The sequence below is a fragment of the Leclercia sp. GHBNCSD genome (genome assembly GCF_055805075.1).
In genome coordinates, this window is record NZ_JBQVYO010000001.1 from 3683245 (window position 1) to 3708154 (window position 24910).

Genomic DNA, 24910 nt, shown 5'->3' on the forward strand with positions numbered 1-24910 from the left:
TGTGGTGATTATCCCGTGTCCTGTCGCCGTCAAAGGGTCGAAAAGACGGGGATAATCACGCTACCTCTGGCGTTTAGGTTTAGGCGAAGATATCGACGGCACTGTTTCCACGGGCTGCAGACTGCAGCGAGGCCGGTGCCGCCAGCAGCTCATCGCTCTCTTCATCAAATCCGCCGTTATTGCCGGAGCGGGATGCCTGCTGCTGATGCTGAGAGGAGGCCTGCTGTTGACCGTTAAAGTTTTCACTGCTGATGCTGCTTTGCGTAAGCTGAATACCGTTTTCCGCCAGCTGAGTACGCAGCACCGGCAGTGCCGCTTCCAGCGCCGCGCGAACGTGGCTGTGGCCTGACACCATCTGCAGCTGCGCCTGGTTATCATCCAGCTTAAGCGTAATTTGCACCTGGCCCAGATCTTCCGGGTGCAGACGCAGCTCGGCGCTCTGCTGGCCCTGACGGGTGAACAGCGTGATGTGCTGGCTGATGGTCTGCTGCCACTCATTGCTGCCCAGCTGGGCGCTGACCACCGGTGCGGCGGCCATCGTCGGCTGAGCAGAGGTAAGATTGCTGACAATCGGCCCCATCGTGATGGTCGGCCCGGTCGGGGATGGTGTGCTCTCAGCCGCCTGTCTGGTCGTTGCCGCGGCGACGGCTGGCGTCAGTTGGGTGTCAGAAGCTAAGGCCGCACCTTTATCCTGAGCCACGTTTTTTGCGGTGCGCAGCGCATCGGTATCCAGCGCTGGCTGATGACCACGATCGCCATTCAGCGTCGCCTTCACATCCAGGCTTCCGGCGCTCACTGGCTGAGGCGCGGCCGCGGTTGCGGTCTGCTGGTGGGGAAGCATCGCCATGAGGGCGCTTAATCCCGCCAGCTCTTCCTCGCTAAGCTCCGTTTTGCTGTCAGCCTCTTTAGCGGCCTGGGCCAGCGATTTCAGCACCTCGCTTTTGGCGACCGGCAACAGGCCGTGTGCCAGCCCCGGCTGGCTGGCATCTTCATCGGATAGCGTCAGATCCTGACGCGCCAGCAGCTCGGCAAGCTTGCCGGCATCGGCGTCAACGTCGCTATCGGCGGCACCGGTTTGCAGCGCCGCCTGGGCGAACTTGCCGCCCGATGAGTGGAGATCGTTCAGCGTCAGGCCGACATCTTTGCCCTGACCTTTGGCATCGCTTAACGCGCCCGCCAGCAGGGCAAGAAAATCCTGCGCGCCGTCGGCCGCTTTTCCGCCCCGCGCGCCAGCCGTAAGATCGCTGTCGCTCGAAAGCAGTTGTTGAAGGGTGATCATTCCGGGGTCCTCATTGATGCCCGCTGGGCAAATTCATCCATTTTTTTCTGATCGAGACGGCTTTCCGCCAGGGTTGCGGCGGCAAGCTGGCGATCCTGCAGTGTCTGCCAGGCCTGTAAGCGCTGTTTCTTCTCTCGCCAGGCTGTTAACGCAAGGTCGACTTTATTGCTCCACTGAACCACCTGCTGGCGATGCTGTTCGATCGCTTTCTCCAGCGTCTGGATGAACTGTTGATAGTTGATCCAGCGCTGGCTGCCGATGCCCTGCGTCATATCGGTATTGAGGTTGGTGCGATACTCATGCTGGTAGTCAATCAACATCTTCAGCTGCTCTTCCGCCTGTTGCTGTCCGCGGCGCATCACCCCAAGGTGCTGCGCGGCATGATCAACATCCTGCTCGGCCAGATCTTTCAGCGTGGTTAATGCGCCGTGTTGTGCCATGACATTCGCCCTCTACCTTGTTACACCTGCGGGAAGATCATCTCCAGAGCCTGGATTGAGCTTTCCCAGTCGGCCTTCTCAAAAATACCCTGCTGCAGATACGCCTCCAGATGCGGCCACAGGGCAATCGCCTTGTCGAGCATCGGGTCGCTGCCTTTGGCATACGCCCCGACGCTGATCAGATCGCGGTTGCGCTGGAAGCTGGAGAGTAGCTGTTTGAAGTTACGCACCCGGGCGTAATGCTTCTCGGTAATCAGCGCCGTCATCGCACGGCTGATAGAGGCTTCGATATCGATAGCCGGATAGTGGCCCGCTTCGGCCAGGCGGCGCGACAGGACGATATGGCCGTCGAGGATCGCGCGTGCCGAGTCGGCAATCGGGTCCTGCTGGTCATCGCCTTCGGTCAGCACCGTGTAAAAGGCGGTAATGGAGCCCCCGCCATTGATGCCGTTCCCGGCGCGCTCCACCAACGCCGGGAGTTTGGCAAACACCGAAGGCGGGTAGCCTTTGGTAGCCGGTGGCTCGCCAATCGCCAGAGCGATCTCACGCTGGGCCATCGCATAACGGGTCAGGGAGTCCATGATCAGCAGCACGTGCTGGCCGCGGTCGCGAAAATCTTCGGCGATACGGGTGGCATAGGCAGCCCCCTGCATGCGCAGCAGGGGAGAGACATCCGCCGGGGCGGCAATCACGACCGAGCGGGCACGCCCCTCCGCACCGAGGATGTTCTCGATAAAATCTTTAACTTCACGGCCACGCTCGCCAATCAGCCCCACCACGATAACGTCGGCCTGGGTGTAGCGGGCCATCATGCCGAGCAGCACCGATTTTCCGACGCCGGAGCCGGCAAAAAGGCCCATACGCTGGCCGCGACCGACGGTCAGCAGGGCGTTGATCGGGCGCACGCCGGTATCCAGTACGTGTTCGATTGGGGTGCGTTGTAACGGGTTGAAGGGCGGTGTGACCAGCGCCCCGGTTTCGGTGGTGTCGGGCGCGGGCAGGCCATCCAGCGGCTTACCGGCGCCGTCCAGCACCCGTCCGAGCAGCGCCGGGCCGAGCGGCAGTTGCTTGCCGCTGTGCAGTCCGTCGCTGGAGAAATTTTTGGCATAGACCCGCGCGCCGGGCAGCACGCCTTCGACCTCTTCCAGCGGCATCAGGAACAGACGCTGGCCGTTAAAGCCGACCACTTCGCTCTCGACTTCGTGGATCTCGTTACCGTCCTGCCGTTCGATAATGCAGGTGGCCCCCAGCGGCAGTTGCAGGCCCGTCGCCTCCAGTACCAGACCGGTGGCGCGGGTTAAGCGGCCATAGCGACGAACGGGGGGCAGTTGCGCCATCTTCGCTTCAAAGTTGTCGAGGGTGGTGAGCCAACGGGTGAGGCGAGCGGTCATCAGATGACTCCCGGTGCCGCCAGGCGGCACAGTTCCTGCCAGCGGGTTGCCACGCTGGCATCCAGATCCCCTTCATCGGCAGAGACTTTGCAGCCGCCGTGATGCAGGGTCGGATCGCCGCGCAGACGCCAGCCGTGCAGGCTCAGGGTCGCGCCGAGCATCTCTTCCACGCGCTGCAGATCGTCTGGGTGGACGCGCAGCTGCGGTTTGCCGCTGAACAAGGGCTCCTGCTGCAGCAACCCCTGGATCTGTTTGATAAGCGAAGAGTTATCCACTGGCGGCGTATGGCCAATCACCTGGCGTGCCGCCTCAAGCGCCATCTGCATCAGGCGCGAGGCGATCACGCTGTCCAGCGCGTCCAGGGTATTCTGGAACTCGCTCACCAGCTGCTGCATCCGGGCATGGATCGGCGCCTGCTGCGAACGCGCCTGTTCTAACCCCTGGGCCAGCCCCTGAGTCAGACCTTCCTGATAGCCCTGCTCCTGGCCTTTCTGCCTGCCTTCGTTCAGACCGGCCGCGTAGCCTTGATCGTGCGCCTGCATCTGGATCTGCGCCAGCTGCTGCGCGCGCTGCTCCTCTTCGCTCAGCTCTGGCGCGTCCTCTTCCTCGCCCAGATCGGCAGAAGCGACGGCCGCAGGCACAAATTCCGCGCGGGGAGGGGAGAGATCGTCCGGGGTCCAGACTTTCCACGGCAGTTCATCAGACATAGGTATCCTCGCCGCTGCCTACCACCATCTCGCCGGTTTCTGCCAGACGACGCACAATAAGCAGGATCGCTTTCTGTTCGTTTTCCACCTGAGACAGACGGACCGGGCCACGGTTGGCAAGGTCGTCGCGCAGGATATCCGCCGCACGCTGGGACATGTTGCGCAGGAACTTCTCGCGCAGCGGCTGTTCGGCGCCTTTGAGGGCGATAAGCAGCGATTCGGAGTCCACTTCCTGCAGCAGGCGCTGGATACTGCGGTCGTCCACGTCGACCAGGTTTTCGAACAGGAACATTTCGTCGATAATTTTCTGCGCCAGTTCGCCGTCGAATTCGCGCACTGCGGTAATAACCGCCTCTTCCTGCTGCGTTTTCATCAGGTTGATAATTTCGGCCGCCGTTCTCACGCCGCCCATTTTGCTGCGCTTAAGGTTCTGGCCATCGAGCAGGCCATTCAGTACCTCGGTCAGTTCCGCCAGCGCCGCCGGCTGGACGCCGCCGAAGGTGGCGATACGCAGCATCACATCGTGACGCAGGCGCTCGTCGAACAGCGCCAGAATATCGGCCGCCTGACCACGCTTAAGGTGAACCAGGATGGTGGCGATGATCTGCGGATGTTCGTCGCGAATAAGATCGGCTGCGGTCTGCGGCTCCATAAAGTTGAGCGTTTCGATGCCGCTGGCGGTATCGCGGGTTTCGAGAATATCCTCCAGCAGGCTGGCGGCACGCTCTTCGCCGAGGGCTTTGACCAACACCGAACGCAGGTATTCGTTGGCATTGACGTTGAGCGCCGCAAACTGTTCCGCTTCCTGCTCAAACTCCGACAGCACGTCGGTCAGCTGTTTGTTGGAGATCTGACGCACGTTGGCCATTGCCGCACTGAGAATCTGCACTTCGCGCTGGGAGAGGTGTTTGAACACCTCCGCCGCCCGGTCCTCGCCAATGGTCATCAGCAGGATGACGCTTTTATCCGTTCCGGTAAGGTTACTCATTTTCGTTACTCATCCACTGGCGAATGACCAGCGCCACGACGCGCGGATCGTTATCTGACATTTCGCGAATACGCTGGCTCATCACCTCAGCGCCCATGCGCTGGTTAGCACGGCGCTGCTGTAGCTGTTCGTCTTTGCTGAGACGGACTTCCACCGCTTCTTCTGTTTCCTGACGCAGCATGGTTTGCTCTTTCAGCGCCTTCGCCTCTTCGGCGCGGCGTACCAGCTGCGGACGTACCGCTTTACGCCACAGCAGCCAGGCGACAATCACCACCAGCAGCCAGCGACCGGCATCCATCATCTGGGCGATAAAGGACTGAGTTTTCCAGAACGGCAGCTCGCCGCTGTTATCGTCAACCGCACTGAACGGCGAGTTCACGACGTTTAAGGTATCGCCACGCGTCTCTGAGTAACCCATCGCTTCACGGGTCAGGTTTTCAATCTGTTTCATCTGCTCGGCGGTCAGCGGCAGCGGCTTACCGTCCGGCAGAGTTTTGTAGTTGACGACCACCGCCACGGAGAGACGCTGCACATCACCCGTGTTCATTTTGGTGTGGCGAATGGTGCGATCGACTTCGTAGTTAGTGGTTTCGTTGCGGCTGCTGGTGCGCGGGCCGGAATTGGCCGCAGCCGCCGTTTGCTGCTGATTCGCCTGCTGACCGTTCTGCGGGTTCTGCGCTGGCGCATTAATCGGCGCAGTGTTGGCCGGGGCTGGTTGGTTAGAGAGCGCACCCGGTACGCCCCCCGGGAATGGGCCGCCCACCTGCAGATTTTCATTTACCTGACGCGAACGCATCACCGCCTGGGCGGCATCGCCGTTCGGACGATACTGCTCTTCGGTCTGCTCTTTATCGGAGAAATCGATCTGCGCGGTAACCTGGGCATGAACGTTGGTTGTCCCAACAATCGGCCCGAGAATGGCTTCGATGCGGCTCTGAATGCGATTTTCCACATCAGTGGCATATTTCAGCTGCGCGTCATTGAGGTCGCGATCGCCGGTGTTGGATTTGGTTAACAGGCGACCCGTCTGGTCCACCAGGGTCACATTACCCGGCGGTAAACCCGCCACGGCGCTGGAGACCAGATGCACCACCGCGCTGATTTGCCCTTCGTCCAGCGCGCGGCCAGGCTGCAGATTAACGGTGACGGATGCCGAAGGGGCTTTTTGTTCCCGGACAAACAGGGTCGGTTTCGGCATGGCCAGGTGCACGCGGGCGCTTTTCAGCGGACCCAGTGTTTCGATGGTACGGGCCAGTTCGCCTTCCAGCGCGCGCTGATAGTTCACCTGCTCGCTGAACTGGCTGATGCCAAATTTTTCCTGATCCAGCAGTTCAAAGCCTACTGCCCCGCCTTTCGGCAGGCCTTGCTGGGCAAGACGTAAGCGGAGTTCATGAACTTTATCGGCGGGGACTTCCAGCGCGCCGCCGTTATCCGCGAAGCGGTAAGGGACGTTCATCTGGGTGAGCTGGGTGACGATAGCGCCGCCATCCTGATCGGAAAGGTTGCTGAAGAGCGTGCGGTAGTCTGGTTGTTTGGCCCATAAGACCATAGCGACAACAATCGCGATGGCGGCAGCGCCTGCCACGATCAACGGCACTTTAGGGTTCGCGCGCAAGCGGCTCATCCATTCGAGAGATTTAGTTTGAGGGCTTGTTGTTGCTGACGCACTCATAGCGCACCTCGCGACTCATCGTGGATTTCATTATTAGTGTGGAGAAACAAAACAGACTCCCGGGTCGGCAAACACACAAAAAATTCCATAATCATGGCTGTGCCATTATTTGTTGAAACGGGAATTTCTATGCGTCAAATAACCTGGTTTTTTAACGCTATTTAGCGCCTTTATCTCATTGACAGACTGCTACTCTTGAGCGCGTAGAAAACCATCAGGGGAAAGTCATGGCAATACAGGGCATTGAAAGCGTCATCAGCCAGCTCCAGGCAACGGCGATGACCGCGCGTAATCAGAACGTGGCAGATGTGCAGTCGACGGTCAGCTTCGCGGGCCAGCTGCATGCGGCGCTGGACCGGATCAGCGACACGCAAACCGCGGCGCGCGTGCAGGGCGAAAAATTCACCCTCGGCGTACCGGGCATTGGTCTGAACGATGTGATGGCCGATATGCAAAAAGCATCGGTATCGATGCAGATGGGCATTCAGGTGCGTAATAAGTTGATGCAGGCGTATCAGGACGTTATGTCGATGCAGGTTTAGGTGTTTTAATCTAAGCGATATACCGTCTTTAACATCAGAGCCTTTTGCGCGGGATGCTGATGGGGTCAAGCTAACTAATTCTGGTTTTAAATGCTCACCTGTTCCTGGTTGTTTTCGGCCATCCAGGAACCCTGGACACAATAAACCCGCGCATCTGAGTGACCCATTTGCCTGGCTATAACATTGGGGGTGGCCCATGCAGTTAATGATCAGTATGTGTAAGTGTGTGGTTGCGGCGTATGTTTATAACTCCAGATTCGAAATCGATATCTAGCCACTAACTTTCCATGCCGTACGCCGCTATAAACAGCATGAGGCTTCGTATTTTCAGGCTGCTGATGCCGACAGGCATCAATCATCCTTATGACCCCCTCACGAATAAAAATGGCTGTTTGGATTCGGAACTATTTTAGTAGCTAAATACCAGAATACGGGTCACCTTTATATAAACACTGTCAGCGGCGAAATGGAATAAAATGGCCATAATCTCTATATTATTGCTAACAGTCGGATTCATCCTTTCTTTTACTGGCGGTTGATGCCCTTTCTTAAGAATGTGTTTACCCGACAGCAAACTCTGTCTTATAAACGGTAGGTCTTCCAAGGTAACGAAAAATGCCAGCCTGTTGTTTCCTTTCCATGACACATGATTACGAATCCTGGACTGGTAATTACCAGGGAGCACTGAATCGCCAAGGGTTAAACAGACAACTCAGAGTCATATATGATGGCTTATAAATAGTTGCCCAAGAGCGGTGCACATTATCCCGAATAGCTTTAAATTGAATCATTCAAATAAATTGTGAATTGTGGTTACTTTATTTCCAGCGTTGTACTTGTCTCGATATCACCGTCTACACTTTTTATAACAGGATAATGAATTACGAGCCGGATTCTTCCACTATCAAAGAGTCAAGAAGGGATGCCACGCCTGAAGACAAAATTGCAATAGTACCTCAGCCAGAACAATACTATTGATTGAATATAACTACATGAGATATTGTTTGTTGATAAGAATCCTGACGCCAGCAAGTACTGTCAGTGGGGACTTCGTAAAATGATTATTGTATTTACATTAAATCCCTCAAGGCAGATCTTTGATAGATTGATTGAGTCATTTCAAATTAATAATGTTTAACCTTAGCTATTTATTATTATACCTAACAGTGCAATAGTTATGATTTATATGTCAACGCCTTTATCTATAATTAGATTCATTATTTTAAATTTGATTATATGGTGGGAATGCCCCACCATATACAGAATTAATTACTGAACATTCCTGAATGCAAGTAGCTTTCCTCTCTCATCATTGATGAGTATTGTAATAGCCGCAATAGAGGCAGTAATGAACAATAGGTATGGAATATAGAGTATCCTATTACCTGACGCATATACCGTAGGGGAATATCCTAACATTGAAGCTGATGCTATTGCTCCACCTATCATGGCCAGTATCAGAAACGATAACAAACTTGTTGTTTGAGATATGATTACAGGTACCAATATTAAAATGGTGACGGTTAATGCAAATAATACGCGACAAATCGACAATGCAGAAAATATAGTATCTCCAGAAAGTTTGATTTTTGACAATGCTACCGGCGTAGAAGGTATTACACATAAAAATAGCAGGATTAAGCCTGCGGAAATGGGAAGCGCTCTGGTCTTTTTATCGCAAATTATTGCCATGGAAAACGCCATCACAGAAGGAACAATTGACTTTTCAGCAATCAACATATCAGCATATAAATTAATTCCAAGCATGGCTTTCTGCAGTACATTGAAGCTACCATACTCTTTATACCATGTTGCAATCTCACTATAATACCTTGCTTTATTTCCGGGGCATGTTGCTATATAAACTATCACTAATAATATAATACCGAGGGCTATCATTGTTGACGATATTTTTTTACCATGGAACTTACTATATATGATTAATGATAGCATAACTAACAAGTTAACAATAGCTAATTGCTCATTGAAAGATGAGAGAAAAATAGAAATATAGCATAATCCGGCACGCCATTTTCCCTTTTCCTGATGCATTATTTTTCCAATAAGTAGTGAGTATCCATAAAAAGCAAGAGCAGAGGGCCATAAATAATTAAATGATCCAGTAATCCATATAGTCCCATTAAAAAATATGTCTCTTGGAATGCTAAAAATAAGCAAAGATGTGGCAATTGCTGGAGCTATTTTCCAACCTTTATCATTAAGGCTACCATTTATTGAGTATATACCAATAACCAACAGCGAAAACATGAATGAGTTTATTATTGCCCAGATATTAAACTTGTTTATCAGGCTAATAAGAGCGTATTCAATTGGCGTGCGTGAGGACCAAGAAAAATATCTACTAATAACCCATTTTATGTGATCTGGCTCTGAAAACGATCTTTCAGAAAACCATAAATCATCAGATATCAGTGAGTATTGGTTGATATGTAATAGAGCTATTGCAAAAATGAAGCAACAGGCAAAAATACCATAGTTTGATCTGCTCATTTCTTACCCTTTAGTATGTATTTTGGACGTTTTTTCGTTTCAAAGTATATTCTTCCTATATATTCGCCAAGAACGCCTACTCCAATTAGTTGAACGCCACCCAAGAATAATATTGAGACTAATATGGATGGATATCCTCGTACAGGGTTACCGAGGATTAAGGTGCCGATAATCATATACGCACCATAGATGAATGCTAAACCTGCGACAAGCAAGCCGATGTATGTCCACATTCTTAAGGGAAAAGTTGAGAAGCTTGTTATTCCTTCCAATGCGAGATTCCATAATTTCCAACCATTGAACTTGGAATCGCCAGCTACTCTTCCCGCTCGAACATACTCAACGACATCAGTACGACCACCAACCCATGAAAGGATACCTTTCATAAATAAGTTGCATTCAGGCATAAGTTTAATATTTTCAACAATTTCACGAGACATGAGACGAAAATCGCCAACATTTTCTTCAATCTGTGGATTGCTGATTTTGTTATGAAGTTTATAGAACCATTCTGCAGTTTTGCGCTTTAGTCGTCCATCAGTTGACCTATCTGAACGTTTTGCAAGAACCATATCAGCGCCATTCTGCCATTTATTAATAAGGTGCGGGATAACCTCTATGGGGTCCTGTAGATCAACGTCAATTGGTATAATAGCTTGCCCTGTAGCATGTTCCAGACCGGCAAACAAAGCGGGTTCTTTCCCGAAGTTGCGTGTGAATGACAGGGGGATAACAAGTGGGTCAGACACCGCCAGAGCATTGATAATAGATTCTGTTGCGTCTTTACTTCCGTCGTTGACAAAGACTAATTCTATTTCAAATTTCTTTAACTCATCATATTCCCTTACCGTTTTATAAAAAATTGGTATCGTGTCCTCTTCATTAAATACTGGAATTACAAGAGAAATTTTCATTTTTCATCCCTAAAAACAATTAACTTTGAATATATGAATCCGCATAATAGGCTAATAGTAGAGAAAACAATAAGAGTGATAATCGGCTGCATGCCTGCCTTATCTGCAGTCCAGCCAACAACCGCACTTAAAATGCCCATAAATCCGACGTACGTTATATAACGTAGTTTCGATGGAGAAGCATTGAATGTGAACCTCGCATTAGCAAAAAAACTAAACGATACTGCTACAAGGAATCCAAACAGGTTAGCGATAGCCTGCGTAGTCTGTAAAAAATAAATACAGCTGGCAAAAACAAGCCAATGCACTAGTGTATTGATCACACCGATAGATGTATACTTCGCAAATAACTTCAGCATAATAAAAAATCAGTAAATTCTGAAAGGTCAGAAGTTTAACATCATTTTCAGATTTGAGCGACTACAGGAATTGATTGTTGCTAATGGGACCTTCTCAAGGAGTAGTCATTTTCATTAGTTGTTAACTTTCATGTTACGAAGCGGTTAAAATGATGGGTGTTGTAACATATTCTATACTTTCTTACGTGACTGGTTACTTTCTGTACTCGAGGGTGAGAGGAAAAAACACAAAAGAGTTTATGATCTCACCAAACAACACTCTAACTAAGGAAAATTTAGGCGGGCACGGGATATGAGGTATGGTCAAGATATGATCTCTTAATCTTTAGATATATTTTTTCTTTTCACTAAAATGCTTCAACACATGATTCTTGCTCCGCTCTAGCATCAATGTTGCTGGCGACCAGACCGCTTTGATGCCACACTCTTTATTTTCTTCCTAGACGGAACAATGATGAAAAAAATAGCAATTATAGCGGGGCTGCTGGCCTTAACCGGCTGTGTACAGGTCGACAGATATCAGGACGTGATCAAACATCCTGTCCCGGCTGAACTGGCGGGTTACTGGCAGTCGAAAGGGCCGCAGAGCAGCATGGTCAGCCCGGAAGCGATCGCGACGCTGGTCGTGACGCAGGAGGGGGATACCCTCGATTGCCGGCAGTGGCAGCGCGTGGTGGCCGTGCCGGGGAAAATCATGCTGCGTTCTGACGATTATTACAACGTCACCCGCAAGCTGGATATCTACCCGCTGGAGCGGGAAGGCTCCGCCATTGAGTACGATGGCATGATCCTGCAGCGCGTCGACAAACCTACCGTCGAGTGTGCAAATTACCTGAGTAAAAATCCGCTTGAGAGCAAGCTGCCTTAAGGGATTTGCAGGCCGGGCAGGGGCAACGCCGCCCGGCTATCAACGCCTTACTATTCCGCTTCTATAACCCACACGCTGACGCTGCCGCCGTTGCAGGTGAAGACACCGGTACCGGTTTCGTCGGTCATTACCACTTCCTCGCGGTTACCGAGAAAATCTTTCCAGGTTTTATGGCCGTAGTTTTCCCCAAGCGTAATGGTTTTTTCGCCTTCGTCACCGTTAGAGAGCACCACCACGCAGCCGGGATTATCGTCGGTGCCGCTGCGGCTGAAGGCGATGCAGTTAGGGTGATCGAACCACAGAGTCTGAATGCCGTGAGCAAAGCGCTGGCGGGCGAGGATCAGCTGATCGAGCTGCTCAATCACCGGCATATCGATGTGGTACATCTCGCCGTCACCACCGGTATCGTCATAGCTGGCGCCGTACAAATCGGGGTAGAAGACGCTGGGAACGCCATTTTCGCGCAGTAAAATCAGGGCATAGGCCAACGGCTTAAACCAGGCTTCAACCGGTGCCTCCAGCGCCTGTAGCGGCTGGGTGTCATGGTTAGCGACCAGGGTCACCGCGTGGAAGGGGGCTGCCTCTACCAGCGTGCCGGTAAAGATCTGGCTCATGTCGTAATCACGCCCCTGCAGAGAAGCTTCGTGAAACTTCATGTGCAGCGGGGCGTCAAACAGCATGGTTTTCCCCTCCACCTGATCGATATATTGTCGCAGTTTATCAACATCTGGCGACCAGTATTCCGCCACGATAAACAGCGGTTTCGGCGCTACCTCCTGGACATGTTCGATCCACTCTTTATAGAACCAGGCCGGAATATGTTTTACCGCATCCAGACGGAAGCCGTCACACTGGGTTTGCTCCATCAGCCAGCGCGCCCAGTATTTGATCTCCTCGGTTACCGCACGGTTGCGAAAATCGATGTTTTCGCCCATGAGGTAGTCAAAATTTCCCATCTCGTTATCGACCTGATCGTTCCAGCCTTCGCCGGTGTAATCATTGACGATCTTGAAGATGCCGTTTTCATCAGGGTTTTCGATATGATCTATGCCGCTGAAACATTTGTAGTCCCAGATGAATTTTGAATACTTTCCGGCGCGAACCGGGAAGGTGTAGCGGGTCCAGGCTTCACACTCGATAATCTCGTCATCGATCTGGTTGCGATCGTCGGCGTTCACCCGCTGAACGCGGATGGCCTCTTTCTCGTCGGCACCCATCTTGTGGTTAACCACCACGTCCATCAGCACTGCGATATTGTTGCGTTTCAGCGCGTCGATAGCGGCCAACAGCTGGGTTTTGTCACCGTATTTGGTGGGAATAGATCCTTTTTGATCGAACTCGCCGAGATCGAAGAGATCGTAGCAGTCATAGCCGACAGAGTAGCCGCCGGTCGCGCCTTTATACGCCGGGGGCAGCCAGACCATGTTGATACCGATATCATTTAAGCCATCGGCGCGCTCGGCCACTTCCGGCCAGAGTTGACTGCCTTCAGGGTAATACCAATGGAAGAACTGCAAAAGGGTGGGGTTTTTCATCTTCCGTGCTCCAGAAGCCGTTTCGGCTGACTTCTGGAGTATGGATGATTTTTAGGAAATTATTGGGGTGGGGCTGGTGAGTTAGGTACTAGCAGCATACCGGACAGACGTCCGTAAGCATGGTTCAGTGACTGTTGGCGCGATGTTTGGCCGATCAATCCACTTAGTTCATCCAACCGATTTTTTAGCAATAATTTCAGCTGTTGCTCGTTATCGAGTGTCTGTTTGATATAAGCTGCAACCATATCCTGAATATTTCGTGTCAGGCCCGGTGGAGTTTGCGCCTCTGCGACCGTTTCGATACTTTGCAGATAGATAACTTCCTGTTCCAGTAATAGGTCCCATTCTCCTCGCTGCGCAAGCTCCAGCAAAGAATGGCTCAACAACGCGATGCGCTGCCAACGGTTGAGAAACTCCACGGCTGAGGTCATGCACGAGACTCCTGGGAAGCTGCTTTCGGTGAGATCTGTTTCCAGGCATCGGCAATATTGCTTAGTAACCCTTCCACTTCTTCGATGGCCTGAATGTCATTACGCAAATTAGCGTGCAATAGGCGGCGGATCATATACTCATACAATGATGAAAGGTTAGTTGCGACCTCACTGCCATGATCGTGATCCAGTCCGGCTTTGAGACCATTATCGATAATATTAATGGCCTTACTGAGCGCCTCACCTTTGGCGACTATTTCACCCTGCTGCATGAACAGACGAGCACGCACCAGTGCGCTATTTGCGCCATCAAATAACATTTCAATCAATTGGTGCGGACTGGCGCTCATCACTGCGCTTTCCACACCGATTTTTGCATAAGCTTTGGTACCACTCGCGGTGTACATATTTACCTCGTGTTATGAAGAGCTGCTCATGGCGGTGAACTGGTTGCTCAAATACGTGCTTGTATTATTTAATTTACTCATCATGGTATCCAGTTGCGTAAACTGGGCCTGATACCGTGCGATGGTGTCATCGATACTGCTGCTGACGGCAAGATACTGTTTAGTGAGTTTTTTAAGCGTGCTGTTAATGCTGTCCTGCGCGCTATCAATAACACCATCGTCAGCCAGAAAACCCTTCACCTGAGAAGCAATTTTGGTGGTGATCCCGCTTTCTTTACCATCGCCTACCAGCAGCTGTTGTACATCAACCGAGTTGTCACTTAATGCTTTGCTCAGTTTGTCATTATCGATTTTCAGTTTGCCGGTGGTACCGTCCTGCGTGATCCCCATCTGGGTTAAGGTCTGGAACTTGCCGTCATTGCCACCCGCAGAGAATTGAGCACGGATACCCGTCTGAATAATTCTTACTGCACTGTCGCCAAGCAGGGCACCGTTACTGGTACTTTGTGCATCGGCACCCGCATCGACGGCGGTGTATTTAGTCAGGGAGCCGATCGTGTCTACTAACGAGTTATAGGCATCTACCCAGCTTTTAATTGCAGCTGTGGATTTATCGTTACTTTTGCTTACCGTTATCGTGACATCGTTAACCGCTTTTGTCAGGTTCAGGGTGACGCCCTGTGGAGCATCGGTAATGGTATTACTGCTGCGGACAATGTTGATGCCATTGACCGTCAGCTCAGCATCTTTGGCTTCAACGATCTGTTCAACCTTATTGCCCGTTACATCCGGGTTATTAAAGCTAATAAACTGGTTAAGCGTTTCATCACCGGAAACAGATATGCTCATCTTGTTTGCAAGACCGGTTTCCGATGAGGTCAGTACCAGCTGATAATCATTGTCTTTCACCTTCACTATGCTGGCAGAAACCCCGCCGTTGGCGTTGTTAATGGCATCCCGCATACCTTCCAGAGACGTTTGCTCTTTTGTCAGCTTGATCTCGACCGGTTTATCTTTGCCATCCTGCTTGATAACCAGCGTACGTACAGCGTTATCGTTACCTTGTGCGGCTTTACTGTCCGTCACCTTACTGGTGGTACGAATTGATTGAGCTTGCGCCAGCTGAGTAACATTTACTTTATAGGTGCCTGCAGCAGCGCCAGCCGTCGTGCTTACCGTAAGATCCGTAGAATTACTGACCGCAGTAGTGCTTTTAAACAGAGTGGCGTCATTCAGGGCGGTGTTAGCCGTCTGGAATTTTTCCAGAGAACTTTTTAAGGTGCCAAATGCTGTCAGTCTGGCGGAGAAACTACTCTGCTGTTGCGTGATAGGGGTCAGACGTCCCTTTTCAGCAGTAGTCAGATTCGCCAGTAATGTATCCAGAGGCAGGTTGGAACCTACGCCCAATGAAGTAAAAGATGCCATGCGTAATCCCTTCAATTGCAAACAGTGGTTAGCCACGTTATCGGCAATGTAGAGATAAAGTTTAATGATGAGATAGAAAAAATGATGACCGGAATAGTACCTAATAAAGGGGGTAATTCACGGGCTAAAAAAATACGGGCGGAAGATTAAAAAAATCTAAAGTTCGAAATTAAGGTGCCGATACATGGTTTACGGTGAGAAACCGCGGGCAGCAGCCCATCAACATCAAGATGTAAATTGATAAGGAAAAGATCATGGCACAAGTCATCAATACTAACAGCCTGTCGCTGTTGACCCAAAACAACCTGAACAAATCTCAGTCTTCCCTGAGCTCTGCTATCGAGCGTCTGTCCTCTGGTCTTCGTATCAACAGCGCGAAAGACGATGCTGCTGGCCAGGCGATTGCTAACCGCTTCACGTCTAATATCAAGGGCCTGACTCAGGCTTCCCGTAACGCCAACGACGGTATTTCTGTTGCACAAACTACAGAAGGTGCGTTGTCTGAAATTAACAACAACCTGCAGCGTGTTCGTGAACTGGCCGTTCAGGCTACCAACGGTACTAACTCTGATTCTGACCTGAACTCCATTCAAGACGAAATCACTCAGCGTCTGAGCGAAATTGACCGCGTTTCTGGTCAGACTCAGTTCAACGGTGTGAAAGTTCTGGCTTCTGATCAGACAATGAAAATTCAGGTTGGTGCTAATGATGGCGAAACCATCGAAATCAAACTGGACAAAATTGATGCAAAAACTTTAGGACTGGATAGCTTCAGCGTAGCGCCAGGCAAAGTACCTGTGTCTACCTCTGTAGCCTTGAAAAGCGAAGCTGCACCTGCACTGACTCAGGTAAACGCCGCTGATGGTAAAGTTGGCGCTGTGGATGCATTTGGTGCTAACTATACTAGTGCAACTGCTGCTGCATACTTCGGTGCAAACGCGACAGACACAGGTGATACTACTGATGTAACTGGTACAACTGCGACTAAAGTATACCAAGTTCAGGTAGAAGGTCAGACTTATTTTGTTGGTCAAGATGGTAACGCAGCAGGTGGCGAATTTACCCTCCTGAAACAAAATGGCACTGGCTATGACAAAGTACAAGTTGATGGCAACGATGTACAATTGGCTAACTTTGGTGGTCGTGTAACCGCATTTGTTGACGATGGCGGCGTTGCTAAATCTGTCGATTTGGCTGCTGGCAAAACAGGTAAGGCGTTGGCATATAACGATTCACCTATGTCTGTTTACTTCGGTGGTAAGAACCTGGATGTGCATCAAGTTCTAGATGCTAACGGTGCTGCTGTTGCGGGTGCCTTTGCAGCTAAAAACTCCGATGGTACCTATTTGGCAGTCAATGTTGATACCGCTACCGGCAATACTGCTGTAATCACAGATCCGAATGGTAAAGCGGTGGAATATGCTGTTAAGAGCGATGGTACCGCTCAGGCCATCATGCGTGAAGATGATAAAATCTACGGTGCGACCATCACTGGGACCACTGCGACTAAAGGCACTGAAATCAGCGCAACTGATCTGAAAGCATTAGCAACCACTAACCCGTTGGCTAAGCTGGATGAAGCTCTGGCTAAAGTTGACAAACTGCGCAGTTCTCTGGGTGCGGTGCAGAACCGTTTTGATTCTGCTATCACAAACCTCGGTAACACCGTAAATAATCTGTCTTCCGCACGTAGCCGTATTGAAGATGCTGATTACGCAACTGAAGTTTCCAATATGTCCCGTGCGCAGATTCTGCAGCAGGCCGGTACTTCTGTTCTGGCTCAGGCCAACCAAACCACTCAGAACGTGCTGTCTCTGCTGCGTTAATCGAAGGATTGATTCTCAGCGATTACACGATAATCAAGGCAGCGAAAGCTGCCTTTTTTCGACTGGAGTGTATCAAATGAGAGAAATAAGAATTAGTGAACCTGCTTTTTTTCAAGAGTTTAAATGCTCAGCGGGGGCATGCAGGGATCATTGTTGTAAAGACTGGAATATTTGGCTTGATAAACATACGGTTAAAAAATACATAGCTAGTAAAGATATTAAGATCCGCACTATTGCTGAAGAGAGCATTCAACTTGTTAAGCATAGCCCTAAGGCATGGGGAATCATAAAATTTGAACAGCAGACAGGAAATTGCCCTTATTTAGATAAAGCGAAGCTATGCACGGTACAAAAGTATCTAGGCTCTCAAGCATTGAGTCATACTTGCTCAGTTTTTCCGCGCATCAACCGGTTGTATAGAACTGAAGAACATAATTCTCTAAATATTTCATGTCCCGAGGTTGCCTCTCTCATTTTTAAAAACGCTGATGCAATGCGCTTAAATGAGAAAATTAAAATGCAGAGAAATTTTAACAATGCTCCTGTTTTTACATCGCAAAGCAAGTTGCTCAGTGTCATCTGCTTGAACTTGGCGGATAGCGTGGATTCAGATGTTGAATCAGCGCTTTATGCTATTATTAATTTCTTGGTTTTTATCGAAAACTATGAAGACATCAATGACGATAATCTGCCAGAAATTGAGAGGATTTACACATCCTTGTCAGAAAAACTACAAACCGGTGAAATGCGTGCAGAGCTGGCATCTATAAAACCTGATGTTAGGATTAAATCATCATTATTGATGTTAATGCAGGACTATCTTTGTAATGTTCCTAAAGCACGAGGAAGTTCAGTTATAACTTCCTTTATTGAATGTTTATTGCGTCAAATATTTTCGGACCAAGATTATAGTGTTGAAGAAAAAATAAGCGGGCTTGAAAAAATATGGCAAAAACAAGTTATCCCTACAATGAAGGGCAGTGAATTCGCAATCAAGAATTTTATTTTATACAAATTATGGCAAAATAATTTCCCTAACCAAACTAACGTTCCACCTTTGCGCGCACTCTATATGATTGTGGCAGAATATTATTTTATCAAAATGCTTATGTCTGCTTGCGTTCAGGAACGTGGGCATGCAGACATCGAAGATCTTACAAATATTGTTTACAGTTTCCACTCTCTTAGTCAGCATAATAAAGCGGTGACAGATGCCTTTTATCGCCACATCGAGAGCGTGAGGTTAGGGGATGATATTTCCATGATTCACCTTCTGGCGTAATCTTCCGGACGGCAAAAAGTACACTTTGCCGTCACTTATTTAAATTATTGATAATAAAGTAAAAATAAAAAATATTAGCATCATGACAAGGCATTTATAGCTTACAAAAGTCAAATAACCCCCCATTCCCCCCCCTATTCACACGATTAAAACCCCTCCAGAATCGGATAATCATGCCGATAACTCAACTAACGCAGGGCTGTTTATCGTGAATTCACTCTATACCGCTGAAGGTGTAATGGATAAACACTCGCTGTGGCAGCGTTATGTTCCGCTGGTGCGTCATGAAGCATTGCGGCTTCAGGTACGTCTGCCAGCGAGTGTGGAACTGGACGATCTGCTACAAGCGGGCGGGATCGGGTTACTGAATGCAGTTGACCGATACGACGCTCTGCAAGGAACGGCATTTACGACTTACGCAGTACAGCGTATTCGTGGTGCGATGCTGGATGAACTGCGCAGCCGGGATTGGGTGCCGCGCAGCGTTCGCCGCAATGCACGCGAAGTAGCGCAAGCGATGGGGCAGCTGGAACAGGAGCTTGGACGTAACGCGACGGAAACCGAAGTTGCGGATCGTCTGGGGATCACTACTGCCGACTACCGTCAGATGTTGCTCGATACCAACAACAGCCAGCTCTTCTCTTATGATGAGTGGCGCGAAGAGCATGGCGATAGCATTGAACTGGTGACGGACGATCATCAGCAGGAAAACCCGTTGCACCAGTTAATGGAAGGCAACGTACGCCAGCGCGTAATGGAAGCTATTGAAGCTTTACCAGAACGCGAACAACTGGTGCTGACCCTTTATTACCAGGAAGAGCTCAATCTCAAGGAGATTGGTGCCGTGCTGGAAGTGGGGGAGTCGCGGGTTAGCCAGCTGCACAGCCAGGCCATTAAACGCTTACGTACCAAGCTGGGTAAGTTATAGGTGATCCTTGTCACCCGTTAAGTGCCGCACAACGTATTGACAACCAGGAGTTATCATGACGGTGCAGCAATCTAAAAGACGGCCATTAAGCCGCTACCTGAAAGACTTTAAACACAGCCAGACGCATTGCGCCCATTGCCATAAATTGCTTGACCGCATCACGCTGGTCCGTCGTGGAGAGATCGTCAATAAAATCGCGATCTCCCGTCTCGATACCCTGCTGGATGAAGCCGGCTGGCAGCAAGAGCAGCAGGAGTGGGTGGCGTTATGTCGTTTTTGTGGCGACCTGCACTGTAAAGAGCAGAGCGACTTTTTCGATATTATTGGCTTCAAGCAGTTCCTGTTTGAACAGACAGAGATGAGTCACGGAACGGTGCGCGAGTATGTTGTGCGTCTGCGTCGTCTTGGCCAGCATCTGACCTCGCTGAATATTTCCCGTGAGCTTCTGACCAACGGTTATCTGGATGAAAATCTTGAACCGTGGCTGCCTGCGACCAGCACCAACAACTACCGGATCGCGCTGCGCAAATATGCGCAATACAGGTCGCAAATGCCGATGGCGGTGAAGCAGAAAGTCCACCGCGAAACAACTTCTGATATATATTAAAAATGAATAACATGTAGCGCAGTCGTGTTTGACCTTGCGGCCGAACGCCCTACACTACAACCAAAATTCCAATCATATCGGGGTATGTATGAAATTTGCACTTCTGGGTCGTCAGGCGCTGATGGGTGTAATGGCCGTTGCGCTGGTTGCGGGTATGAGCGTCAAGACCTTCGCTGCAGAGGGTCTTTTAAACAAAGTTAAAGAGCGCGGCACGCTGCTGGTTGGGCTGGAAGGAACCTACCCTCCGTTCAGCTTCCAGGGTGACGACGGTAAACTGACCGGTTTTGAGGTGGAGTTTGCTGAAGAGCTGGCAAAACACCTCGGTGTTAAAGCGTCGCTGAAGCCGACCAAATGGGACGGCATGCTGGCCTCGCTGGACTCAAAACGTATTGATGTGGTGATTAACCAGGTCACCATCTCTGACGAACGTAAGAAAAAGTATGACTTCTCCACCCCGTATACCGTCTCCGGTATCCAGGCGCTGGTGAAAAAAGGTAACGAAGGCTCCATTAAATCTGCTGCCGACCTGAAAGATAAAAAAGTGGGCGTCGGTCTGGGGACCAACTACGAAGAGTGGCTGCGCCAGAACGTGCAGGGCGTTGATATCCGCACCTATGACGACGACCCGACCAAATACCAGGATCTGCGCGTAGGCCGTATTGATGCCATTCTGGTTGACCGCCTGGCGGCGCTGGATCTGGTGAATAAGACCAACAACACTTTGGCCGTAGCCGGTGATGCCTTCTCCCGTCAGGAAGCGGGCGTTGCGATCCGCAAAGGCAACGAGGATCTGGTCAAAGCTGTTGACGGTGCCATTGCCGAGATGCAGAAAGACGGCAGCCTGAAGGCGCTCTCCGAAAAATGGTTCGGGGCAGACGTCACAAAGTAAGCAGTTGACTGAAAAAAAGGCGCTTTGATAAGCGCCTTTTTTATTTCCTCGCCATCAACGTGCATAATAAAAAAATCAGACTTAGACAGGGTTATGGAGGTTTTCATGTCATTACAGAACCTGACGCGTTTTCCGCGCCTGGAGTTTATCGGCGCGCCGACGCCGCTGGAGTATTTGCCGCGCTTATCGGATTACCTGGGGCGCGACATCCTTATCAAACGTGATGACGTGACGCCCATAGCAATGGGGGGCAACAAACTGCGCAAGCTGGAGTTCCTCGCGGCGGATGCGCTGCGTGAAGGGGCCGACACGCTGATCACCGCAGGCGCTATCCAGTCGAACCATGTTCGCCAGACCGCTGCCGTCGCGGCAAAGCTGGGGCTGCACTGTATCGCCCTGCTGGAAAACCCGATTGGCACAAAGGCGGAAAATTATCTCAGCAACGGTAACCGTCTACTGCTGGATCTGTTCAATGTACAGATAGAGATGTGCGATGCGCTGACCGATCCCGTGGCGCAGCTGAATGCGCTGGCGACCCGCGTTGAAGCCCAGGGTTTTCGCCCGTATGTGATCCCGGTTGGCGGTTCGAATGCGCTGGGTGCGCTGGGCTACGTCGAAAGCGCCCTGGAGATTGCCCAGCAGTGTGAGGGCACGGTCGGTCTCTCCTCGGTGGTGGTGGCCTCCGGCAGTGCAGGCACCCATGCCGGGCTGGCGGTCGGGCTTGAGCAGCTGATGCCGGAGGTTGAACTGATTGGCGTCACCGTATCGCGCAGCGTAGCCGATCAAAAACCGAAGGTAGTGTCGTTGCAACAGGCGGTGGCACAGCAGCTGGAGGTGAGCGCAAAGGCGGATATCGTGCTGTGGGATGACTATTTCGCGCCGGGCTACGGCACGCCTAATGATGAGGGGACCGAGGCGGTGAAACTGCTGGCGCGTCTTGAAGGGATTTTGCTGGATCCGGTCTATACCGGCAAAGCTATGGCCGGGCTTATTGACGGAATCGAACGGAAACGCTTTAAAGATGAAGGCCCGATTCTGTTTATTCATACTGGCGGGGCGCCCGCTCTCTTTGCCTACCATCCTCATGTGTAAATCACAGGCAGAAAAATCATAATGCAAGAAAGTATCCAACTGGTGATTGATTCGTTGCCCTTCCTGCTGAAAGGCGCCGTATTTACGCTGCAGCTGAGTATTGGCGGGATGTTTTTCGGTCTGGTGCTGGGCTTTGTGCTGGCGTTGATGCGCATGTCGCCTCTGCTGCCCGTGCGCTGGCTGGCGCGTTTTTATATTTCCATCTTCCGCGGCACGCCGCTAATTGCCCAGCTGTTCATGATTTACTACGGCCTGCCGCAATTTGGTATTGAGCTGGATCCCATCCCGGCGGCAATGATCGGCCTGTCGCTTAATACTGCTGCCTATGCGGCGGAAACCCTGCGTGCAGCCATCTCCTCCATCGACAAAGGCCAGTGGGAAGCTGCAGCCAGTATCGGGATGACGCCGTGGCAGACCCTGCGCCGGGCCATCCTGCCGCAGGCCGCGCGCGTGGCCCTGCCACCGCTCAGCAACAGCTTTATCAGTCTGGTAAAAGACACCTCGCTGGCGGCCACCATTCAGGTGCCGGAGCTGTTCCGCCAGGCGCAGCTGATCACCTCGCGCACGCTGGAGGTCTTTACCATGTATCTGGCTGCCTCGCTGATCTACTGGATCATGGCAACCGTGCTGTCCGCGCTGCAAAACTATTTTGAAAACCAGCTTAACCGCCAGGAGCGTGATCCGAAATGAGTGCTATCGACGTTAAAAACCTGGTGAAGAAATTTCACGGCCAGACGGTGCTGCACGGTATCGACCTGGAAGTGCAGGAGGGCGAAGTGGTGGCGATTATCGGGCCCAGCGGGTCCGGTAAAACCACGCTGCTGCGCAGTATCAACCTGCTGGAGCATCCGGAAGCCGGCACCATTCGCGTGGGTGATATCACCATTGATACCGGTAAGTCGCTGGGTCAGCAAAAGGGGCTGATTCGTCGTCTGCGTCAGCACGTCGGCTTTGTCTTCCAGAGCTTCAATCTGTTTCCCCATCGCACGGTGCTGGAAAACATTATTGAAGGGCCGGTAATTGTCAAAGGCGAACCCAAAGAGGAGGCCACAGCCCGTGCCCGGGAGTTACTGGCAAAAGTGGGGCTTTCCGGGAAAGAGGGCAGTTACCCGCGCCGTCTCTCCGGTGGACAGCAGCAGCGTGTGGCGATTGCCCGCGCGCTGGCAATGCGTCCTGATGTGATCCTGTTTGATGAACCGACCTCAGCCCTGGATCCGGAGCTGGTGGGGGAGGTGCTGAATGCCATTCGCCAGCTGGCACAGGAGAAACGTACTATGGTCATTGTCACCCATGAGATGAGCTTTGCCCGGGATGTGGCAGACAGGGCGATTTTTATGGATCAGGGACGTATTGTGGAGCAGGGGCCGGCGAAAGCGCTGTTTGCCGATCCTCAGCAGCCCCGTACCCGGCAATTCCTTGAGAAATTCCTGATGCAATAGCATATTTGCTTTTAATTGCTCCGGAATTAATCTCCGGAGCAAAATATTCATCCCTGAAATGAATGGTCCCGCGATTTTATCCCGCCACAAACCCCCTAAGTGCATAAAATCTGTAGATAATTACCTCAGGGTCGATATTTTATACATATAAATAAGATTTATGTGTTAATTTAAGAAATCATAATAATGATTATCTTTACAGGGGCTTCATTCACTTGGTATGAAGGATTTAGACTTTTTTACATGGCGACGGGAGTGCTATCTCCGTTTTCAGGAGATGACATCCGCCAGCGAGGTATATCCCGAACTTCAGCGTCAAACTCAGAACCTGGGTTATGAGTATTTTGCTCTCTGCGTCCGTCATCCGGTACCGTTTACCCGACCGAAAGTCTCGGTGCATTCAACCTATCCGCAACAGTGGATGGCGCACTATCTGGCGGAAAATTATTTCACCATCGATCCTGTGCTTAAACCCGAGAATTTCGTCCACGGGCACTTACCCTGGAACGATGCCTTATTCGCCGAAGCGCAATCCTTATGGGACGGCGCGCGCGACCACGGCCTGCGCAAAGGGATCACCCAGTGTCTGATGCTGCCTAATCATGCGATGGGGTTCCTGTCGGTCTCCAGCACCAGCCTGTCGGTTAATATGATGGCGAATGAAGTGGTTGAGTTGCGTCTGCAAATGCTGGTGCACATGGCCTTGACCACGCTGCTACGCCTGGAGCATGAAATGGTGATGCCACCCGAGATGAAATTCAGCAAGCGCGAAAAGGAGATCCTGAAATGGACAGCGGAAGGCAAAACCTCAGCAGAAATAGCGATTATTCTCTCTATCTCTGAAAACACGGTGAACTTCCACCAGAAGAATATGCAGAAGAAATTCAATGCGCCGAATAAAACGCAAATAGCCTGCTATGCGGCAGCGACGGGCATTATCTGACTACACTTCAGTTCTGCGTGGCAGACGAGTAAACGGCTGAATGCACTGCTTTCAGCCGTTTTTGTTTTATTGACGGTAAGCTTGCTTGATTTGCTTAACGGTGCTGGAAAATACCTCAGCCTGAGCCTGGTCTTCCATCTGCGCAATCTGGCGTTCCATCTTAATGATCACACGACCGGCATCCGCCTGGCCCATTGCCTGCAGCATCAGGGTCAACAGAGATTTCAGACAGGAGACTTCCTGTGCCAGTTCTTGATTATTCTCAGCAGTGGCAAAATCAGGTGTGCTCATTTATTTTCCTCATGATAAAAACGGCGCTTGAGCGCATAGTTCAAAGTTCAAGGCGGCGGAGTATACCACAAGCCTTAAAAAAAAACGCAGTGCTTGTTTTTTGTACTTTTAGCCGGTTTGGTTATTTAATTGAATGACCGTTCG

Annotated in this window: 25 protein-coding genes; 11 read left to right on the forward strand and 14 right to left on the reverse strand. The window is 50.9% G+C overall.

The window, feature by feature from the left end:
• Positions 1–79 precede the first annotated feature (79 nt).
• The 6 genes from fliK to fliF are packed head-to-tail and all read right to left on the reverse strand — an operon-like array spanning position 80 to position 6477.
• Positions 80–1279: a flagellar hook length control protein FliK gene (gene fliK / locus ACT3IC_RS17560; RefSeq protein ID WP_156654835.1), complete on the reverse strand. Its 1200-nt coding sequence runs from the start codon at positions 1277–1279 to the stop codon at positions 80–82.
• On the reverse strand, positions 1276–1719 hold the full coding sequence (gene fliJ / locus ACT3IC_RS17565; protein ID WP_103180146.1) for a flagellar export protein FliJ: 444 nt from the start codon (positions 1717–1719) through the stop codon (positions 1276–1278). Before fliJ ends, fliK begins: the two co-directional genes overlap by 4 nt.
• Before the next feature lie 20 nt (positions 1720–1739).
• A complete protein-coding gene (gene fliI, locus ACT3IC_RS17570; RefSeq protein ID WP_103180145.1) occupies positions 1740–3110 on the reverse strand; it encodes a flagellar protein export ATPase FliI in 1371 nt (456 codons plus the stop codon).
• Positions 3110–3817, reverse strand: coding sequence for a flagellar assembly protein FliH (fliH, locus tag ACT3IC_RS17575; RefSeq protein ID WP_103180144.1), 708 nt, complete (start codon positions 3815–3817; stop codon positions 3110–3112). The genes fliI and fliH overlap by 1 nt, the downstream gene beginning before the upstream one ends.
• The gene (gene fliG / locus ACT3IC_RS17580) at positions 3810–4805 is read right to left on the reverse strand and encodes a flagellar motor switch protein FliG (RefSeq protein ID WP_103180143.1); all 996 of its coding nucleotides are present in this window, start codon (positions 4803–4805) and stop codon (positions 3810–3812) included. Before fliG ends, fliH begins: the two co-directional genes overlap by 8 nt.
• Positions 4798–6477 carry a flagellar basal-body MS-ring/collar protein FliF gene (fliF, locus tag ACT3IC_RS17585; RefSeq protein ID WP_103180142.1) on the reverse strand — a complete coding sequence of 560 codons (1680 nt, stop codon included), beginning with the start codon at positions 6475–6477 and terminating at the stop codon, positions 4798–4800. Before fliF ends, fliG begins: the two co-directional genes overlap by 8 nt.
• 227 nt (positions 6478–6704) lie before the next feature.
• Between fliF and fliE the strand changes: the two genes are divergently transcribed.
• Positions 6705–7019 (forward strand): flagellar hook-basal body complex protein FliE, encoded by a 315-nt coding sequence (gene fliE / locus ACT3IC_RS17590; RefSeq protein ID WP_103180141.1) that lies wholly within the window; start codon positions 6705–6707, stop codon positions 7017–7019.
• A gap of 1269 nt (positions 7020–8288) precedes the next feature.
• Here the strand turns inward: fliE and ACT3IC_RS17595 are convergent.
• From ACT3IC_RS17595 to ACT3IC_RS17605, 3 genes are read right to left on the reverse strand one after another with little or no spacing between them, the layout of a single operon-like run.
• On the reverse strand, positions 8289–9530 hold the full coding sequence (locus ACT3IC_RS17595; protein WP_103180139.1) for a DUF6056 family protein: 1242 nt from the start codon (positions 9528–9530) through the stop codon (positions 8289–8291).
• Positions 9527–10444 (reverse strand): glycosyltransferase family 2 protein, encoded by a 918-nt coding sequence (locus tag ACT3IC_RS17600; protein ID WP_103180138.1) that lies wholly within the window; start codon positions 10442–10444, stop codon positions 9527–9529. The genes ACT3IC_RS17595 and ACT3IC_RS17600 overlap by 4 nt, the downstream gene beginning before the upstream one ends.
• Entirely contained in the window at positions 10441–10803 is a 363-nt protein-coding gene (locus ACT3IC_RS17605; RefSeq protein WP_103180137.1) for a GtrA family protein, read from the reverse strand. Before ACT3IC_RS17605 ends, ACT3IC_RS17600 begins: the two co-directional genes overlap by 4 nt.
• 454 nt (positions 10804–11257) lie before the next feature.
• Between ACT3IC_RS17605 and yedD the strand changes: the two genes are divergently transcribed.
• Positions 11258–11671 (forward strand): lipoprotein YedD, encoded by a 414-nt coding sequence (gene yedD, locus ACT3IC_RS17610; protein WP_103822444.1) that lies wholly within the window; start codon positions 11258–11260, stop codon positions 11669–11671.
• Between the two features lie 50 nt (positions 11672–11721).
• Here yedD and amyA read toward each other — a convergent pair whose 3' ends face one another.
• The 4 genes from amyA to fliD are packed head-to-tail and all read right to left on the reverse strand — an operon-like array spanning position 11722 to position 15469.
• On the reverse strand, positions 11722–13206 hold the full coding sequence (gene amyA, locus ACT3IC_RS17615; protein ID WP_473478391.1) for an alpha-amylase: 1485 nt from the start codon (positions 13204–13206) through the stop codon (positions 11722–11724).
• A 59-nt stretch (positions 13207–13265) separates the two neighbouring features.
• On the reverse strand, positions 13266–13637 hold the full coding sequence (gene fliT, locus ACT3IC_RS17620; RefSeq protein ID WP_473478394.1) for a flagella biosynthesis regulatory protein FliT: 372 nt from the start codon (positions 13635–13637) through the stop codon (positions 13266–13268).
• Positions 13634–14044: a flagellar export chaperone FliS gene (gene fliS, locus ACT3IC_RS17625; protein WP_473478397.1), complete on the reverse strand. Its 411-nt coding sequence runs from the start codon at positions 14042–14044 to the stop codon at positions 13634–13636. The genes fliT and fliS overlap by 4 nt, the downstream gene beginning before the upstream one ends.
• A 12-nt stretch (positions 14045–14056) precedes the next feature.
• Positions 14057–15469: a flagellar filament capping protein FliD gene (gene fliD / locus ACT3IC_RS17630; RefSeq protein ID WP_473478400.1), complete on the reverse strand. Its 1413-nt coding sequence runs from the start codon at positions 15467–15469 to the stop codon at positions 14057–14059.
• A 254-nt stretch (positions 15470–15723) separates the two neighbouring features.
• Between fliD and ACT3IC_RS17635 the strand changes: the two genes are divergently transcribed.
• The 9 genes from ACT3IC_RS17635 to sdiA all read left to right on the forward strand — a co-directional run bounded on the left by ACT3IC_RS17635 (position 15724) and on the right by sdiA (position 24475).
• Complete coding sequence (locus ACT3IC_RS17635; protein WP_473478403.1) at positions 15724–17295, forward strand: flagellin N-terminal helical domain-containing protein; 1572 nt, start codon at positions 15724–15726, stop codon at positions 17293–17295.
• A 76-nt stretch (positions 17296–17371) separates the two neighbouring features.
• On the forward strand, positions 17372–18577 hold the full coding sequence (gene fliB / locus ACT3IC_RS17640) for a flagellin lysine-N-methylase (protein ID WP_473478406.1): 1206 nt from the start codon (positions 17372–17374) through the stop codon (positions 18575–18577).
• Between the two features lie 208 nt (positions 18578–18785).
• Positions 18786–19505, forward strand: coding sequence for an RNA polymerase sigma factor FliA (fliA, locus tag ACT3IC_RS17645; protein WP_039030897.1), 720 nt, complete (start codon positions 18786–18788; stop codon positions 19503–19505).
• Between the two features lie 55 nt (positions 19506–19560).
• Entirely contained in the window at positions 19561–20112 is a 552-nt protein-coding gene (gene fliZ, locus ACT3IC_RS17650) for a flagella biosynthesis regulatory protein FliZ (RefSeq protein WP_473478409.1), read from the forward strand.
• Positions 20113–20200: 88 nt separating this feature from the next.
• Complete coding sequence (gene tcyJ, locus ACT3IC_RS17655; RefSeq protein WP_473478412.1) at positions 20201–21001, forward strand: cystine ABC transporter substrate-binding protein; 801 nt, start codon at positions 20201–20203, stop codon at positions 20999–21001.
• Positions 21002–21106: 105 nt separating this feature from the next.
• Positions 21107–22093 (forward strand): D-cysteine desulfhydrase, encoded by a 987-nt coding sequence (gene dcyD, locus ACT3IC_RS17660; protein WP_103180127.1) that lies wholly within the window; start codon positions 21107–21109, stop codon positions 22091–22093.
• A 21-nt stretch (positions 22094–22114) separates the two neighbouring features.
• The gene (gene tcyL, locus ACT3IC_RS17665; RefSeq protein ID WP_103180126.1) at positions 22115–22783 is read left to right on the forward strand and encodes a cystine ABC transporter permease; all 669 of its coding nucleotides are present in this window, start codon (positions 22115–22117) and stop codon (positions 22781–22783) included.
• A complete protein-coding gene (gene tcyN, locus ACT3IC_RS17670; protein ID WP_103180125.1) occupies positions 22780–23532 on the forward strand; it encodes an L-cystine ABC transporter ATP-binding protein TcyN in 753 nt (250 codons plus the stop codon). The genes tcyL and tcyN overlap by 4 nt, the downstream gene beginning before the upstream one ends.
• 220 nt (positions 23533–23752) lie before the next feature.
• On the forward strand, positions 23753–24475 hold the full coding sequence (gene sdiA, locus ACT3IC_RS17675; RefSeq protein WP_156654827.1) for a transcriptional regulator SdiA: 723 nt from the start codon (positions 23753–23755) through the stop codon (positions 24473–24475).
• Positions 24476–24541: 66 nt separating this feature from the next.
• Here the strand turns inward: sdiA and ACT3IC_RS17680 are convergent, their stop codons facing one another.
• A complete protein-coding gene (locus tag ACT3IC_RS17680) occupies positions 24542–24766 on the reverse strand; it encodes a DUF2594 family protein (protein ID WP_103180123.1) in 225 nt (74 codons plus the stop codon).
• Positions 24767–24910 lie beyond the last annotated feature (144 nt).